This window comes from Streptomyces sp. CA-251387 (genome assembly GCF_050936625.1).
Taxonomy (GTDB): domain Bacteria; phylum Actinomycetota; class Actinomycetes; order Streptomycetales; family Streptomycetaceae; genus Streptomyces.
Map to the genome: position 1 here is coordinate 113644 of NZ_JBNJMJ010000001.1, position 15296 is coordinate 128939.

Annotated in this window: 14 protein-coding genes; 8 read left to right on the top strand and 6 right to left on the bottom strand. The window is 70.4% G+C overall.

Annotated elements, in window-relative coordinates; genetic code table 11:
• Nucleotides 1–165: 165 nt before the first annotated feature.
• Nucleotides 166–456: a helix-turn-helix domain-containing protein gene (locus ACQEV2_RS00565; RefSeq protein ID WP_433035008.1), complete on the bottom strand. Its 291-nt coding sequence runs from the start codon at nt 454–456 to the stop codon at nt 166–168.
• Complete coding sequence (locus ACQEV2_RS00570; protein WP_433035011.1) at nt 408–1535, bottom strand: hypothetical protein; 1128 nt, start codon at nt 1533–1535, stop codon at nt 408–410. The genes ACQEV2_RS00565 and ACQEV2_RS00570 overlap by 49 nt, the downstream gene beginning before the upstream one ends.
• A gap of 364 nt (nt 1536–1899) precedes the next feature.
• Between ACQEV2_RS00570 and ACQEV2_RS00575 the strand changes: the two genes are divergently transcribed.
• The 5 genes from ACQEV2_RS00575 (at nt 1900) to ACQEV2_RS00595 (ending at nt 7163) form a co-directional block, all read left to right on the top strand.
• The gene (locus ACQEV2_RS00575; RefSeq protein ID WP_433035014.1) at nt 1900–2805 is read left to right on the top strand and encodes an ABC transporter ATP-binding protein; all 906 of its coding nucleotides are present in this window, start codon (nt 1900–1902) and stop codon (nt 2803–2805) included.
• 91 nt (nt 2806–2896) lie between these two features.
• Complete coding sequence (locus tag ACQEV2_RS00580; RefSeq protein ID WP_433054075.1) at nt 2897–3775, top strand: ABC transporter ATP-binding protein; 879 nt, start codon at nt 2897–2899, stop codon at nt 3773–3775.
• Nucleotides 3772–4662, top strand: a complete 891-nt coding sequence (locus ACQEV2_RS00585) for a branched-chain amino acid ABC transporter permease (RefSeq protein ID WP_433035017.1) — start codon at nt 3772–3774, stop codon at nt 4660–4662. The genes ACQEV2_RS00580 and ACQEV2_RS00585 overlap by 4 nt, the downstream gene beginning before the upstream one ends.
• 219 nt (nt 4663–4881) lie before the next feature.
• Entirely contained in the window at nt 4882–5910 is a 1029-nt protein-coding gene (locus ACQEV2_RS00590; RefSeq protein WP_433035020.1) for a branched-chain amino acid ABC transporter permease, read from the top strand.
• Nucleotides 5907–7163 carry an ABC transporter substrate-binding protein gene (locus ACQEV2_RS00595; protein WP_433035023.1) on the top strand — a complete coding sequence of 419 codons (1257 nt, stop codon included), beginning with the start codon at nt 5907–5909 and terminating at the stop codon, nt 7161–7163. The genes ACQEV2_RS00590 and ACQEV2_RS00595 overlap by 4 nt, the downstream gene beginning before the upstream one ends.
• A gap of 792 nt (nt 7164–7955) precedes the next feature.
• Here ACQEV2_RS00595 and ACQEV2_RS00600 read toward each other — a convergent pair.
• Nucleotides 7956–8264, bottom strand: a complete 309-nt coding sequence (locus tag ACQEV2_RS00600; protein WP_433035026.1) for a MarR family transcriptional regulator — start codon at nt 8262–8264, stop codon at nt 7956–7958.
• A gap of 569 nt (nt 8265–8833) precedes the next feature.
• On the opposite strand from ACQEV2_RS00600, the gene ACQEV2_RS00605 reads away from it, so the two are divergent.
• The gene (locus ACQEV2_RS00605) at nt 8834–10255 is read left to right on the top strand and encodes a Gfo/Idh/MocA family protein (RefSeq protein WP_433035029.1); all 1422 of its coding nucleotides are present in this window, start codon (nt 8834–8836) and stop codon (nt 10253–10255) included.
• A gap of 586 nt (nt 10256–10841) precedes the next feature.
• Here ACQEV2_RS00605 and ACQEV2_RS00610 read toward each other — a convergent pair.
• The 3 genes from ACQEV2_RS00610 to ACQEV2_RS00620 all read right to left on the bottom strand — a co-directional run bounded on the left by ACQEV2_RS00610 (nt 10842) and on the right by ACQEV2_RS00620 (nt 12530).
• Nucleotides 10842–11468 (bottom strand): glyoxalase, encoded by a 627-nt coding sequence (locus ACQEV2_RS00610; protein WP_433035032.1) that lies wholly within the window; start codon nt 11466–11468, stop codon nt 10842–10844.
• A gap of 143 nt (nt 11469–11611) precedes the next feature.
• A complete protein-coding gene (locus tag ACQEV2_RS00615) occupies nt 11612–11767 on the bottom strand; it encodes a hypothetical protein (protein ID WP_433035035.1) in 156 nt (51 codons plus the stop codon).
• Nucleotides 11768–11828: 61 nt separating this feature from the next.
• Nucleotides 11829–12530 (bottom strand): FadR/GntR family transcriptional regulator, encoded by a 702-nt coding sequence (locus ACQEV2_RS00620; protein WP_433035038.1) that lies wholly within the window; start codon nt 12528–12530, stop codon nt 11829–11831.
• Nucleotides 12531–12756: 226 nt separating this feature from the next.
• On the opposite strand from ACQEV2_RS00620, the gene ACQEV2_RS00625 reads away from it, so the two are divergent.
• Both ACQEV2_RS00625 and ACQEV2_RS00630 read left to right on the top strand, forming a co-directional pair.
• Nucleotides 12757–13998: an aminotransferase class V-fold PLP-dependent enzyme gene (locus tag ACQEV2_RS00625; protein WP_433035041.1), complete on the top strand. Its 1242-nt coding sequence runs from the start codon at nt 12757–12759 to the stop codon at nt 13996–13998.
• Nucleotides 13995–15296 carry an ABC transporter substrate-binding protein gene (locus ACQEV2_RS00630; protein WP_433035044.1) on the top strand — a complete coding sequence of 434 codons (1302 nt, stop codon included), beginning with the start codon at nt 13995–13997 and terminating at the stop codon, nt 15294–15296. The genes ACQEV2_RS00625 and ACQEV2_RS00630 overlap by 4 nt, the downstream gene beginning before the upstream one ends.

Consider the following 15296-nt stretch of genomic DNA (forward strand, 5'->3'; position numbering starts at 1 on the left):
CCAACGCCGGAGGGCGGTGACTGTGCTGATGCCCATTCAGCCACCCGCTGGAAGGGAACGGGCCACGGCGGTACGGCCGCCGGGAGAGGCGAGGGGCATGCGCAGCGGCCCGTGCCGGGGCACACATCGCGGGTTCGCGGCGGGCATACGTCGCAACCGGCGGCCTCAGCCGTCCACGTCGCGGTCCCAGGCGTCCGCGCCGCCGAGGACGGCCGCAGGCCCGAGCAGTTGGAGTGCGTCGAACGCGAGCGTGAGCCGTACGAGGTCGCGGGGGCGGGACAGTTCGAGCCCTGTGATCTGCTCGAAGCGGCGCAGCCGGTTCAGCACCGTGTTGCGGTGGCACAGCATGTGCCGGGCCGCCTGGACCGCCGAGCCGCCCTTCTCGATCCACACGCCGAGCGTGTCGATCAGCGTTTCTCGGTCGGCGGGCTCCAGGTCGTACAGCGGCCGGAGCACCCGCAGGGCGAGTTCGGCGGACAGGTCGGGCCGTGAGATGAGCAGACCGTCGGGCAGACGGGCGTCGAGCCGGGCGACCTCGCCGTCTCCCCGGCAGGTGCGCAGGGCGAGTCCGGCCATGTCCCTCGCCCGGGGCAGGTTCTCCAGACCCTGGACGACCGGGCTGACGCCGATGCGCATGCCTGGACCGGCGTCGAGCGCGGAGACAAGCGCGTCGAGCGGGCGGTCGCCGAGATGGACGACGAGCACATCGCGCCGGCCCCCGGTGTGGCGCAGGACGCGCATGCCGTGGATCTCCGGGACGGCGTCGGGGTTGCGACCGAAGGGGGCGTGGCCCGTATCTCCGCGACCGCGAAGCGTCCGTCGGGCGGCAGGTTGAGGATCGACGCCGCGTCCCGGATGAACGCCGGGTCGTTGCGGCTCTCCAGTACGGCGGCGAGGATCAGGCGTACGCGCTCGGCGTGGCGGCTGGCCACACCCTTGGCGACCTGGCGGTAGGCATCGGCCAGCAAGACGCAGTCGCGGTCGTTGCTCTTCCACACCAGCTCGGCCACGTGCACGAGATGACGCTGGTCGCCGAGGCCGTCCCGCTCCACGGCGCCGATGATCCCGCTCCAGACCTCCGATCCGGCTACCCGGAAGGCGTGCAGCACCTCGTCCAGGGGGCGGCTCTCCTCGGCCCGGCGGATGCCGAGCTCACGGGTGTAGCGCTCGACGTCCACGATCCGGTCTACGTCGAGGGCGGCCTCCAAGGTGATGCGTACGCCCTTGTACACGGACTGCGGCAGGTCGTGCGGTGCGAGCACCGGGTCGGCGTAGTACGGCACCTCGGTGCGGATCTGGTCCACCACGGTGTCGCTGAATGCCCGGCCGCGCCCGAGCAGGCGCCGGCAGGCGTGGTTGAAGAGCTGGTGCGGCGAGGGCTCGTCGGCGGGCTCGGGCGGGGGCGACGCCGAGCCGACGGCGGTGGCGCCGGGGGGTGAACCGACGGCGGCACCAGGCCGCGGACCGGCGGTGGTGGCGGAGCCGGCGGTGGTGACGCGGGGGCGGACCGCGCCACGGACGGAGCTGCTGTGCATGGACCCTCCAGACGGACGGGGCGTGCGAGAACACCACGGCGGGTCGCCATGTCTTGCGCTGCGCGGATCGCAGGTGGGTGGCTCCACCGGTCGGCGATCGGCGTGTGCCGATGGAGCGCACTTCAAGGAATCCACAGGCTAAGCAGTTGGTCACCCCCTGGGACCAGACGTCCGTCAAATCGTGATGTTCCACGCACAGCAGGAGGTACGGATTGTGCCGCCTCACAAGCGGATCAGGCCCGGGCTGGGAGCTTACAGCGGCTCGCTCCCAGTCCATGGACGCCCTGCTACCGCCGTGTTCTCGTAGCGCTCCAGTCCGGCGCCGGCATGCGCTCGCTCGACGATGAGCAAGGAGAACGCCCTGATGAGCCCACCAAAGTCCGAGGCAGATGCCGAGGCAGAGACCAAGGCGGACACCGAGGCCGGGACCCTTCGGGTCAGCGATCTGCACGTCAGTTACGGACGGTCCGTGCAGGCGCTCCACGGGGTGTCGCTGACCGTTCCGCAGGGCCGGATCGTGGCCGTACTCGGCTCCAACGGAGCGGGAAAGTCCACGCTGCTCCGTGCCGTCTCGGGGACCCTCGCACTGCACCGCGGCACGGTCGAACGCGGCACGGTGCACTTCGACGGCGTACGGCTGAGCGGCGACGCCGCGCGGTCCGTGGCCGCCGGAGTGGTGCAGGTGCCCGAGGGCCGGCGGATCTTCGGCGCCCTTTCGGTGGAGGACAACCTCCGGGCCGGGTTCCTGGGGTCGGCACGCCGCTCCCGCGCCGAGCTGCGGGCGGCCCGCGAGCGCGTCTTCGCGCAGTTCCCGGTGCTGGCCGAGCGGCGGCGGCAGGCCGCCGGGCTGATGTCCGGCGGCGAGCAGCAGATGCTCGCGATGGGCCGTGCGCTGATGGCGGCGCCGCGGCTGCTGCTCCTCGACGAGCCCTCGCTGGGGCTCGCGCCGCTGATGGTCCGGCGCATCGCCGAGATCATCCGTGAGATCAACGCCCAGGGGACCTCGATCCTCCTCGTCGAGCAGAACGCCGCGATGGCCCTGGAGCTGTCCGACCGCGCGTCGGTGCTGGACGTCGGCCAGGTGCGGCTGGAGGGGGCATCGGCCGACCTCGCCGCGGCCGACGAGGTGCGACGGCTCTACCTGGGCGAGACGTACGAGACCGGCTGCGGCACACCCGACGCGGACGGCGACGCCGCGTACGCGACGGCCGCGAGCGCTCCGTTCGTGACGGGACCGGGACTGACCGAGCTTGGCAGGTGGAACGGATGACCACCGGCACGACGCCCCCAACCGCCGCGGCCGCCACGGCCCCCGACCGGACAGCGGACCCGACCCGGTCCCGGCCCTCACGGTCGAGAACCTGACCGTGCGCTTCTCCGGCCTGGTCGCCCTCGACGACCTGTCCTTCACGGTCGCGCCCGGCACGATCCATGCGCTCATCGGCCCCAACGGCGCCGGCAAGTCGACCTGCTTCAACGTCATCTCGGGCGTCTACCGCGCCACAGCCGGAGCCGTCCGGTACGCGGACAAGGACCTCACCCGCCTCGCACCGCACCGCATCGCTCAGCTGGGGGTCGCCCGCACCTTCCAGAACATCGTGCTCACCCACGGGACCGTCGCCGACAACCTCATGCTCGGCCGTCACCGGCTGACCCGTGCAGGCTTCACGGCGAGTGCGCTGCGGCTGCCCCATACGGTGCGCGAGCAGCGCCGCCACCGGGAGCGCGCGGCCGAGATCGCCGACTTCCTGGGCCTCGGCCCGGCGTTCGACAAGCCGGTCGGCGGGCTCGCGTACGGCGACCGCAAGCGGGTGGAGATGGCGCGTGCGCTCTGCATGGAGCCCAGACTGCTGCTGCTCGACGAACCCGTCGCCGGCATGCACCCCACCGAGCGCTCGGCCATGGCCGAGACGATCGCCCGGGTGCGTGACGCCCTGAACATTTCGATCCTCATCGTCGAGCACGACATGGGGCTGATCATGCGGATCGCCGACTCGGTGACCGTGCTCGACTTCGGCCGCCTCATCGCGGACGGGCCGCCCGAGCGCATCCAGAACGACCCGGCGGTCATCAGCGCGTATCTCGGCACGCCGGTCCAGGACACCGAGCCGGAACCGGAAGCCGAGCCGGAACCGGAATCCGCCACGGATACGGACACGGACCCGGACACCGGCACCGCCGAGGCCACCGCCCCGGACACCGTCCCGGACACCGAGCGCGACTCGGAGGAAGCATCATGATCAAGCTCACCGAAACCGTCCTCAACGGCCTGGCGCTCGGCTCCGTCTACGCGCTGATAGCCCTGGGCTTCGTCGTGATCTTCAAGGCGTCCGGCGTCATGAACTTCGCGCACGGCTCCCTGCTGCTCTTCGGCGGCTACGTCACGGCCCGCCTCCACGACGCCATCGGCTTCATCCCCGCCGTCCTCGTCGGCGCCGCGCTCGCCGCGGCCCTCGCCGGACTCGTCCAGCTGCTGGCCACCCGCGGCCTGCGCGGCGCGGAGATCCACACGCTGACCATCCTCACCATCGGCGTGGACGTCCTGCTCAGCACCGAACTCAACCGGCAGGTCGGCGCCGACTACCTCACCATGGGCGACCCCTGGGGCGCCGATGTGACCCGGCTCGGCAGCATCACCGTCGCCGATGCCCGGCTCGCGAGCATCGCCGTCGCGGTCATCGTCATCGGCGCGTTCTTCGCCGCCTTCCGCTGGTCCCGCTGGGGCCTGTCCATGCGGTCCGCCGCCGCCGACCCGGAAGCCGCGGCTCTGATGGGGATACGGCTGGACCGCGTACGGCTCATCGCCTGGTGCGTCGCCGGGGCGCTGGCCGCGCTCGCCGCCGTGTTCCTCGCCGCGTTCCCCGCGCCGGGACTTGACCGTACGACCAGTCAGATCGCCCTGAGCGCCTTCCCCGCAGCGATCCTCGGCGGCATGGACTCGGCCGTCGGCGCGCTCGTCGGCAGTCTGGTGATCGGCCTGACCGCGGCGATGGCCGCCGGCTACCAGAGCGAACTGAGCGTCCTCGGCGCCGGATTCTCCGATGTGGCTCCCTACCTCGTGATGGTGCTCGTGCTCCTGGTCCGGCCCACCGGTCTCTTCGGATCGAAGGAGCTGACCCGTGTCTGAAACCCGCGACACCACTGGCTCCCGTGACACCACTGGCACCGTCGACACCATGGCGGCTCCCACCCCCGAGCCCGCCGATTCCCCGGCCGTCCAGGCCCGGTTGTCCGGCAGGCTCTCCCCCGCGGGCGGCGCAAGGCCGCTCTGGCCGCCGGCGTACTGGTCCTGCTCGCCCTCCCCTTCTACGTCACCTCGTTCTGGCTCCAGACGGGCCTGTTCGCGATGGCCGCCGTCATCGGCGCCATCGGGCTGAACCTGCTCTCCGGGACGACGGGACAACTCTCCCTCGGCCACGCCTTCTTCCTCGCCGTCGGCGCGTACGGCTATGTGTGGCTGGCGGCCGAGCCGTCCGGCACCGGTGCCGGCAGCCTGTACGGCCTCGGGCTCCCGCCGGTCCTCGCCTTCGTGCTTGCGATCGTGCTCGCCGGGGCGGCGGGCGGCCTGTTCAGCCCCATCTCCGGCCGGCTGCGCGGCATGTACCTGGGCATCGCCACCCTCGCCCTGGTCTTCCTCGGCCATCACATGATGCTCAACGCCCCGCATGTCACCGGCGGCTTCAACGGCCGTTCCGTACCGCCGCTGGACATCCTCGGCTTCTCCTTCACCGACACCTCCCCCGACGGGCTCGCCGTCCTCGGCGTTCCCTTCGGCGGGCTGGAGCGTCTGTGGTACGTCGGCCTGGCCCTGGTGGCCGTGGCCTGGCTCGCCGCCCGCAACATCCTGCGCGGACGCCCCGGCCGCGCCCTCGGCGCCGTACGCGACAGCGAGGTCGCTGCCGCCGTCATGGGAGTCCATCTCACCCGCTACCGCGCCTCCGCTTTCATCGTCTCCTCGATGTACGCGGGTGCCGCCGGCGCCCTGCTGGCCCTGGTGTTCAAGCGCGTCGTCCCCGACCACTTCGGCCTGCTGCTGTCCATCGACTACCTCGCGATGATCGTCATCGGCGGCCTCGGCTCGGTGGGCGGCGCGGCCTGCGGCGCGGTCTTCGTCGCCCTGATCCCCCACCTGCTCACCAAGTACGCCGACGACCTGCCCCTGCTCACCGCCCCCGGCACCACGGGATCCGGCGTGTCCCCGGGCGACGCAGCCCGCTACCTCTACGGCACCGCGATCGTCCTCGTTCTGGTCTTCGCCCCCGGCGGCCTGGCCGGACTGGCCCACAGACGGCCGCGCCGCAAGGGCGACGGCTCCCCCCGCACCCGGCGTTTTCCTCTGCGCACCCGTACCGCCCCGAAGGAGCACACCCCGTGAGAAGCACCCGACTTGCCCCGGCCGCAGCCGTCATCGCCGCACTCGCCCTGAGCGCCACGGCCTGCAGCACCAAGAGCGGTACCGACGCGGACAGCGCCGGCAGCGACGGCGTCAAGACCGGCCCCGGAGTGACGGAGAAGACCATCACCCTGGGCGCGCTGACCGACCTCACCGGCCCGTACGCCTCGCTCGGCAAGAGCATCGTCAACGCCCAGCAGCTGTACGCCGACCAGCTCAACGCCTCCGGCGGCATCTGCGGCCGGACCGTCAAAATCACCGTCAAGGACCATGGCTACGACGTCCAGAAGGCCGTGTCCGCGTTCACCGAGACCGAGCCGAACGTGGCCGCCGTGTCCCAGATGGTCGGCTCCCCGGTGGTGTCCTCGCTGTCGCAGGAGCTCGAGTCCAAGCACCTGCTCACGTTCCCGATGGCCTGGGCCTCCACCCTGCTGGGCCGCGAGTACGTCCAGGTGGTCGGCTCCACCTACGACATCGACATGATCAACGGCGTCGACCACGTCGTCCGTACGGCCAAGCTCAAGGCGGGCGACAAGATCGGCCACGTCTACTTCGAGGGTGAGTACGGCGAGAACGCGCTCGCCGGTGCCAAGTACGCGGCGAAGAAGGCGAAGCTCAAGGTCGTCGGGCAGAAGATCAAGCCCACCGACCAAGACCTGACCGCCCAGGTCACCGCGCTCAAGCAGGCCGGCGTCAAGGCGATCCTGATCAGCGCCGGTCCGCGTCAGACAGCCGCCCTGGTCGGCACGGCCGCCGCCGCGGGCTTCACCGTCCCGGTCCTCACCAGCTCGCCGGGCTTCGCCCCGCAGCTGATGGCGACCCCGGTCGGACCCGCCCTGGAGAAGATGCTCCAGGTGGTGAGCCCCGCCCCGGCGTTCAGCGCCGACAACCCCGCCATGCAGAAGCTCGCCAAGGACTACAAGGCGAAGTACCCGAAGGACCTGCTCGACCCGGGTGTCGTCAGCGGCTGGAACGCGATCAGCGTCCTGGGCGAGGACCTCAAGGCGGCCTGCAAGGCGAAGGACCTGACACGCGAGGGCATAGCCACTGCCCACCGCAAGCAGTCCAAGCTCACGGTGCTCGGCGTGCAGCTGAACTTCTCGGACCGCGCCAAGCCGGCGACGTACCAGTCCTTCATCCACAAGCCGTCGAAGACGGCGCCCGGCGGCCTCGCCAACGTCGAACCGGCCCACGCGGTGCCCGCGGCGCGGACCTACACCCTGCCCAAGGGCTGAACCCGCCCGGCCCAAGGGCAGAGCCGCCGCGCTCCAGGGCTGAGCCATCCCGACGGTCCGGACGCTGACCGGCCGGTCAGCGTCCGGACCGGGAGGAACAACCCTCCTGCTGACTCAACACTCGCTGCTGCACAGGGAATTCATTCGCCTTCTTGCTGCAGGTGATGTCGGGAGGATGGAAGCGGCGAGGAGAGACGTCTCGGCCCCGACGAGGGCGCCGTTGTCACGGCACGGGTGGCGGCCCTCACGTACGGTCCTGCCAGGAACCCGCACTGCCGCTCACGTCACCTTGCGGACCGGCACGCACGGCCGAACCCGGGCTGCCGGTGTCGGCGAAACCGCTGTGGCCGCGGGCGCAGAACTGGTCGCCGGGGTGAAGCACGCGCAGGAACCACGCTCGTTCAGACTGCAGCCGCCACCACCTACCCCTCGTGGTTGCCGAGGGGCGCCACGCAAGCCGAACACCACCGAGGTGATGCCCAGGGAGAGGGCGACCTCGCGGGCAGGTGGCGGGCGTGCCACAACAGCCTGTCGAACGCGCGCGACACAGAGGCGTGCCGGGCCTACTGCTCCGGGTCGCTGCCGATCATGTGCATCAGGGCGTGCCGGCAGTCAGCGTACGGGCCGGTTGGGGCCAGCCACCCGGTGCCGTCAGGAGTGAGCGTCACCCCGTCCTCGTCTTCGGCCTCGATCCAGACGGGTTACCCGAGGAATGGTTCGGTGCCGAGCTGCGGTACCGAAGCAAGCGACGCCCCGCGCTGAGCGCCGCCCGGTTGGGGTCGATGGTGCAGGTCAGCGGGGATGTGTTCTCTCAACCGGACGGCGGCTTTGCTGTCTGTAGTCGTTATGGGCGAAGAGCTCCAGCAGCGCCCGGATGGGCAAGCCCGCTTCTGCCGGGTGGCGGAAGGTGCCATCCAGGTGGACGGTGCAGCGAGTGCGGCGCCCGACCCGTTCCCGGCTGAGACAACCGGCCTGTTCGAGATCCGAGACGATGCCCTGGGCGGTGCGTTCGGTGATACGGCAGGCCGCAGCGAGGCCACGGATGCGTGCGACGGGGTTGCCGGTGACGGCCAGGAGGACGCCGGCGTGGTTGGTGCACATACACATCCGGGGCCTGCGCCACAGCGTCGCCTCCGTGCCCGGTCATGCGGAGCCGGGCGCCGCAGGCCCGCATCGTCTCGGCGAGCTGCCGCTGCTGAACCGGGTCACGGCCGGTGACGCCCGCCTCGGAATCCATCCCCTAGTGGCCGCCGGATCGCAGCAGGCCGCTCCTGGTCGCCGCCCAGCGGCACAAGCCGTCAACTAGGAGGCCAGCCCTGGCTGCAGGCCTCCGTACGACTCGCCTGCGCGCACCTTCGAACTGTGCACTGTGTCGAACAGTTGGGCGGGAAGGTGGGGAAGTACGCGGAGTTCCAACCGCGGCAACCGGAACTCCCTTTTGTGGAGCCGACGTTGACCGTACTCATCGGCACGGCAGCGGCCGGCAGGCCGGACCGACCGACCGGCCTGGCGATCTGCCAGCCATCTCGCCATGCTCGATTCTGCTCGCAACTGCTTTCTATCGAGCACATATTGACATGCAACCGTCGAAGCCCCCAGAGTCATGCCCCGACAGTCCCGACAGTGCCCCGGCAGTGATGCAAGCCACCTCACCGAGGAGTGTTGCCGTCATGTCCGAAACACCCGCTGTCTCACGCCGATTGCTCCTGGGCGGAGCCGTCGCCACCGGCGCGCTCGCGGCCGGGATGACAGCCGCAGCCCCGGCCGCGTCCGCGTCCGAGCAAGCGCCCCGCCGACGCCCCGGCCAGAAGTCGATGATCGGCGTGCCATTCGAGGTCCACAGCACCGTCCGCGTCGGCGTCATCGGCCTGGGAAACCGTGGCGGAGGCATGATCACGGGCTGGGCGGCGGTGCCCGGCTGCACCGTCACCGCCGTCTGCGACATCCGCGCCGACCGCGCGCGGCGCGCCGCCGACCGGCTGGTGAGCAAGGGCGAGCCCCGCCCCGCCGAGTACGGCGGATCGGCCGATTCCTACGCCCGGATGCTCCGCCGCGACGACATCGACCTGGTGTATGTCGCCACGCCATGGGAGTTCCACTACGAGCACGGCAGAGCCGCGCTGCTGAGCGGCAGGCACGCGGTGGTGGAACTCCCCATCGCGACCGAACTGCGCCAGCTGTGGGACCTGGTCGACACCTCCGAACGCACCCGTAAGCACCTTCTCCTGTCCGAGAACTGCAGCTACGGCCGCAACGAACTGGCCATGCTGAGGATGGCGCACGCCGGCCTGTTCGGAGACATCACCAACGGTCACGGCGGCTACTGCCACGACTTGCGTGAACTCCTCTTCTCCGACACGTACTACACCGACTCATGGCGGCGGCTGTGGCACACCCGCAGCACCGCGTCCCTCTACCCCATGCACGGGCTGGCCCCGGTCGCGGCGGCCATGGACATCAACCGCGGCGACCGGATGACCACCCTGCGCGCCACCGCGACCGCCCCGAAGGGACTGGCCGACTACCGCGAGCGCTTCGTTCCCCGGGACCATCCGTCCTGGAAGGAGACATACATCAACGGTGATCTGATCACCTGCCTCATCGAGACCGAGAGGGGCAGGGTCATCCGGGCCGAGCACGAAGTGAGTTCGCCCAGGCCGTACAGCAGGATCAACACACTCGCCGGCAGCCGCGGAATCGTGGAGGACTACGCCGGGCCGGCCCCGACCGGCGCGCGTGTCTACCTCGAACCGGACCACGGCGGCCACGCCTGGCGCGACTTCGCCGATTACCGCAAGGAGTACGACCACTGGCTCTGGCAGAAGGTCGGCGACGACGCCGCGAACAACGGCGGGCACGGCGGCATGGACTACGTCCTGCAGTGGCGCACCGTTCAGTCGATGCGCGCCGGGCTGGTGCCCGACATCGACGTGTACGACTCCGCTGCCTGGTGCTCGGCGGTGCCGCTGAGCGCCGCATCCCTGGCAAGGAACGGCCGCCCGGTCGAGATCCCGGACTTCACCCGCGGCGCCTGGTCCGGCAAACGACCCGGCCTCGACTCCAGCCCCACGGACATGCCGCCCGTCGGCTGACCCGACGCGCCGCCCGCACCCCCGTGCCGCAGAGGATCACCGCCGGGGCGACAGACAATCACCAGTCAGGTGTTCTACGACCACGCCGCGCCCCGGGGATACCGTGCCGCAGCACCACTGGCGCAGCGGAAGTTGCGCCAGGATCCACGAACGAATCATGGCCGATCCGAGGTTGTGCATGGAGGACATGAGCGGCGGCAGCTCCCGCCGTAGTGGCGGGCGCACCCGTCGTCGTGGCGACAGCCCGGGTGTGAAGGCCGGCGGCCTGCGGCCGCGGTCGCAGGCTGCGCGGCTGTCGCGGGTGTGATCAGACGGATCAAGACGGCGGCCGAGTAACCGCAGCGACCTGTCGCTCCGTCAGGCCGTCGATCCGTCGATCCGTCGATCCGTCGATCAAGGCGAAGCACACCGCTGCGCGGAGCGCGTTCGGGCTGTCCGGGCCGGAAGCCGCGTGGATCTCGCGACGCCATTGCCAGAGTTCGGTGACGAGATCGGCGGCGAACTCTTCGTCGCCGAGCCGCCCGTCAGCGTGGCGGTCCCCTGCAGCAGAAGAACCGTCAGGCAGTGCCCGCCGACATCGCACGGTTCACAGCGAGGCGGTCTGCGATGCAGTCGTCCAGGCGAACCCATCCGGGTCGGTGAACGGCCCGGCATCGCTGCCGATCGTGAGCCGATGCGATCCGGTGCCTTCGGGCGAGACGCCGACCACCTTGGCCAAGCCACGGCGCTTGTACAACGCCAGCTTGACCGGGCCCGACCCGGTGTCGAACTCGACGTACTTGCCGCCGAAGCTCTTCCGCACGGCGAGGCCGCGCTCGAGGTAGAACTGCTTGCTGGCCTTCACATCCTCGACGCCGAGCAGGAGCACGATCTCGTCGATCTGCCGGGTCGCCGGGCCGGTGTCCTTCTTCGAGGACGAAGCGACCTGCCAGATCGTCCCGTCCGGAGCCTGCACGACGCCCCCGTAACCCCACAACGACTTGGCGGCGGGTTTCAGGGTCGCGGCGCCGGCGTCCACGGCTGCGTCGATGAGGGCGTTGACGTCGGCCGGCTGGGAGACCACGAGCGACAGCGTGAACCCTCGGAAGCCGGTCGTCGGGGCCTGTGAGCCCTCTGGGCGCACCTGGCCGCCCAGGCCGAAGGCCGTGATGTAGAAGCGGTGGGCAGCGGCCGGGTCGGCCACTTCGAGCGTCACGAACGCGATGGAAGTCATGACGAAAACGCTATGGCGGCTCCCGGATCTCCGCTTCTCGATTCCTGACCGGAATCGACCGCTGATCGGGGCGGAGTACGTCTGCCCCCGACGGACCTGGCCGATCGTGCCGCTCGGGCAGGCGCTCCGTGCGCGAAGGCGCATCAGCGGACGGCCTCCCCGGACCTCCGGCCCCAGGCGGTGAGCATGCCGGCCGACAGCGCCACGCATTCGTCGGAGCCCCGGTATTGGACCGCCTCGGCGACGGCCGCGTCGTCGACGAGGCCCGGGGCGAGCATCCCGCTCTGCTCCGTTGCCATGTGCGGTGACCCGCGCCCGCGTGAGCCGTGGATCTCGGTGCCGGCCGCCCGGCCATGACGCTCAGTCCGACCCTTCGGTCTCCTCGACCGGCGGCATGAACGCGCGCAGCCACCGCTCCGTCTGGGCGACATGCGCCTGGGCTGCACCGGCCGCGGCGACGGGGTCGCGGTCGGCGATGGCGGTGGCCAGGACGCGGTGATCGTCGTCGCTCTTCCTGCGCAGGTCAGGGCCTTCGGGCAGGGTGAAGACCTGGTACTTGCGGGAGCGGGCGCGGAAGACCGCCAAGAGCGTGGCCAGGGTGGGGTTGCCGCCGACGCGGGCGATCTCGGCGTGGAAGCGGTGGTCGAGTTCGGAGGCTTTGGTGGGGTCGCTCGTGGCCTCCATGTCCTCGATGAGGGAGAACAGCGTGCGCACGGTCTCCGGTGTGCAGCGTGCCGCCGCCTGCGCGGCCACGTGGGCCTCCAGGACGCGCCGGATCTCGTAGACCTCCAACAGGCCCGAGAGCGGCAGGAGTTCGAGGGTCAGGGAGAGGCTGCCGATCACGTCCTCGGGCCTGAGCTGTGAGACGTAGGTGCCCGAGCCGTGCCGCGGCTCGATGACGCCCAGGGCGGCGAGCATCCGTACGGCCTCGCGCAGCGATCCCCGTGAGACGCCCAGCTCCTCACAGAGTTCGCCCTCGGGCGGAATGCGCTCGCCCGGACCGAGGCGTCCCGACGCGATCATGTGTCGTAGGCCGTGGAACGCCTTCTCGACTGCGGACATCCGTCCCCTCTTCTCCCCTGGAGGGCCGGCGATCATGCCACGGTCCCTTCGGAGCACTGTAGCGAGTCCCCGATGCGTCGGAAGCATGTCGAACAAAAGTCATCTGATGACTTTCACGGTACGACACCTTGTTTCGCTCACGATAGGTGTGCAGGATGCCGAGTCATCAGATGTGTCGGCGGAGCCCGACCTTCCGTAGCCCCGCCCTGCCCAGATGTGGAGTCCTGTGAGCGAGACGGACGTGACCACCGCGCCGCGCCCCCTGCTGCTGGCCGACGGCCGGCCCGCCGACCGAGCGTGGTCGCTGGATCCTGCCCTCAAGCACCTGAACCACGGCTCCTTCGGGGCCGTTCCGCTGGTGGCGCAGGAGCGGCAGCAACTGCTGCGTGCGGAGATGGAACGCTCGCCTGTGGTGTGGTTCCCGGCGCTGCCGCAGCGGCTCGCCGCCACCCGTGCCGAGCTCGCCTCCTTTCTGCGCGTCAGCGCCGGCGACCTCGCCCTGGTGCCGAACGCCAGCGCCGGCGCGAGCGTCGTCTACGCCGCCCTCACCCTTCGCCGCGGAGGAGAGGTCGTCGTCACCGACCACGGCTACGGGGCCGTCACGATGGGTGCCGAGCGGCTGGCACATCGCTGGGGCGGTCGGGTGCGCACCGCCCGGGTGCCGCTGGACGCGGACGAGGAGCAGGCGTACGAGGCCGTGGCCGCGGAACTCGGCGAGGCCACTGAGCTCGTGGTCGTCGACCAGATCACTTCGGCGACCGCGCGACGGCTGCCGGTGGAGCGCATCGGAGCGGAGGCCCGGCGGCGCGGCATCCCCGTTCTCGTCGACGGCGCGCACGCGCCCGGACTCCTGGCCGTCCCGCTCGCCGACGCGACCTACGACTTCTGGACCGGCAACCTGCACAAGTGGGGTTGCGCCCCGCGCGGCACGGCGGCTCTGGTCGCCCGCGGCCCGCTGCGTGATCGGCTCCATCCCCTCATCGACTCCTGGGCCGCGGCCGATCCCTACCCCCACCGCTTCGACCAGCAGGGCACGATCGACGCCACCGCCTACCTGGCGGCACCGACGTCCCTCGCCTTCGTCGAGCGCACCTGGGGCTGGCCGGCCGCCCGCCGGTACATGGACGACCTGGCGGGCTACGGCGCCCGTGTCATCGGCACCGCGTTCACGGAGATGACCGGCGAGGACACCGCAGTCGACGTCGGCATGCCCGTGCCCGGCATGCGCCTGGTACGCCTCCCCGGCGGACTGGCCGCCGACCGGGTCGAGGCCGACGCGCTGCGCGACCGGGTGGCCCTCGAACTGGGCGTGGAGGCCGCCTTCACCAGTTTCGACGGCATCGGCTACCTGCGCCTGTCCGCTCATGTCTACAACACCGCAGCCGACTACGAGTACTTCGCCGAGGAATGCGTCCCCGTCCTCGGTGCATGGGCACGAGAAAACTCAGGGAAGAGGTCAGCACAGTGAGAAGAAGGACGGCAGCCCCAGCGCTCGCCACCGCCGCGGCGATGGTCCTGACCGGCTGTTCCACCATGAGCCCCGAGGCGAGCGGAACAGTCACCCTCAACATGGTCGAGAGCCTGACGAACCCGACCCGTACCGACCTGCTCGAAGAGCTCATAGCCGACTTCGAGCAGCAGAACCCGAAGATCAAGGTCAACCTCGTCTCCCCACCCACGGAGCAGGCCGACCAGAAGCTCCAGCAGATGCTCCAGTCCGGCAGCGGGGTGGACGTCCTGGAGGTCCGTGACATCACGGTCGGGCCCTGGTCGAACAACGGCTGGCTCTACGACATGAAGAAGGACCTGGACGGCTGGAAGGGCTGGCAGGCGATGACGGAGAACGCCGTCAACGCCTCGCAGGACGCCAAGGGCAGGACGTACTTCGTCCCGTACGGCTTCTACGGCCTGAGCCTCTTCTACCGCACCGACCTGATCGAGAAGGCGGGCTTCAGCAAGCCGCCGGCCACCTGGGCGGAACTGCTGGAGCAGGCCTCCGCCATCCACGACCCGGGCCAACGCCGCTACGGCTACGCCTTCCGGGGTGGCGCCAACTCCAACAGCAACGCCACCGCCGCCATCGAGGCCTACCTCGCCGACCAGGTCGACCCGGCCAACGGCTTCAAGCTCAAGGACGGCCGTACCATCTTCGCCGCCCCCGAGGCGGAGGACGCCATCGAGAACTACCTCAAGCTCTTCAAGCAGGCGTCCCCGAAGTCGTCCGTCTCCTGGGGCTACCCGGAGATGGTCGAGGCTTTCTCCAACGGTTCCACAGCGTTCCTGCTGCAGGACCCCGAGGTGATCGCCACGGTCTCCGAGTCGAAGTCGATCTCCAAGGACCAGTGGGACACCGCGCCGCTGGTGGCCGGGCCGGGAGGCAAGACCGTGCAGCCGCTGGCCACGGCCGGGTGGGGTGTGGCCAAGGGCAGCGAGCACAAAGCCGAGGCCGTGAAGCTGGTCGAGTTCCTGTCCCAGGGCGAGGCTTCGACGACTTTCACCAAGAAGAACAGCCTGGTGCCGATCCTCAAGTCCGCGACCAGTGACCCCTTCTACAAGACCGGCCCCTGGTCGAGCTACGTCACCATGACCGAGCAGCCGGACAAGTACCTCGTCGTCACCCAGCCGCGCGGCGTCACCTGGTGGGCCGAGTGGCAGCAGAAGGCAGACGCCGACGTGCAGAAACTGATCCTCGGCAAGACGACGCCCAAGAAGCTGCTCGCGGGCTGGGACGCGTACTGGACCGAGAAATGGCAGCAGGAGCAGTAG

Coding starts and splice junctions, on each gene's coding strand:
- ACQEV2_RS00570 (WP_433035011.1), bottom strand. CDS start 1,535: ATGCACAGCAGCTCCGTCCGTGGCGCGGTCCGCCCCCGCGTCACCACC.
- ACQEV2_RS00575 (WP_433035014.1), top strand. CDS start 1,900: ATGAGCCCACCAAAGTCCGAGGCAGATGCCGAGGCAGAGACCAAGGCG.
- ACQEV2_RS00585 (WP_433035017.1), top strand. CDS start 3,772: ATGATCAAGCTCACCGAAACCGTCCTCAACGGCCTGGCGCTCGGCTCC.
- ACQEV2_RS00590 (WP_433035020.1), top strand. CDS start 4,882: ATGGCCGCCGTCATCGGCGCCATCGGGCTGAACCTGCTCTCCGGGACG.
- ACQEV2_RS00600 (WP_433035026.1), bottom strand. CDS start 8,264: ATGTGCACCAACCACGCCGGCGTCCTCCTGGCCGTCACCGGCAACCCC.
- ACQEV2_RS00605 (WP_433035029.1), top strand. CDS start 8,834: ATGTCCGAAACACCCGCTGTCTCACGCCGATTGCTCCTGGGCGGAGCC.
- ACQEV2_RS00610 (WP_433035032.1), bottom strand. CDS start 11,468: ATGACTTCCATCGCGTTCGTGACGCTCGAAGTGGCCGACCCGGCCGCT.
- ACQEV2_RS00615 (WP_433035035.1), bottom strand. CDS start 11,767: ATGGCAACGGAGCAGAGCGGGATGCTCGCCCCGGGCCTCGTCGACGAC.
- ACQEV2_RS00620 (WP_433035038.1), bottom strand. CDS start 12,530: ATGTCCGCAGTCGAGAAGGCGTTCCACGGCCTACGACACATGATCGCG.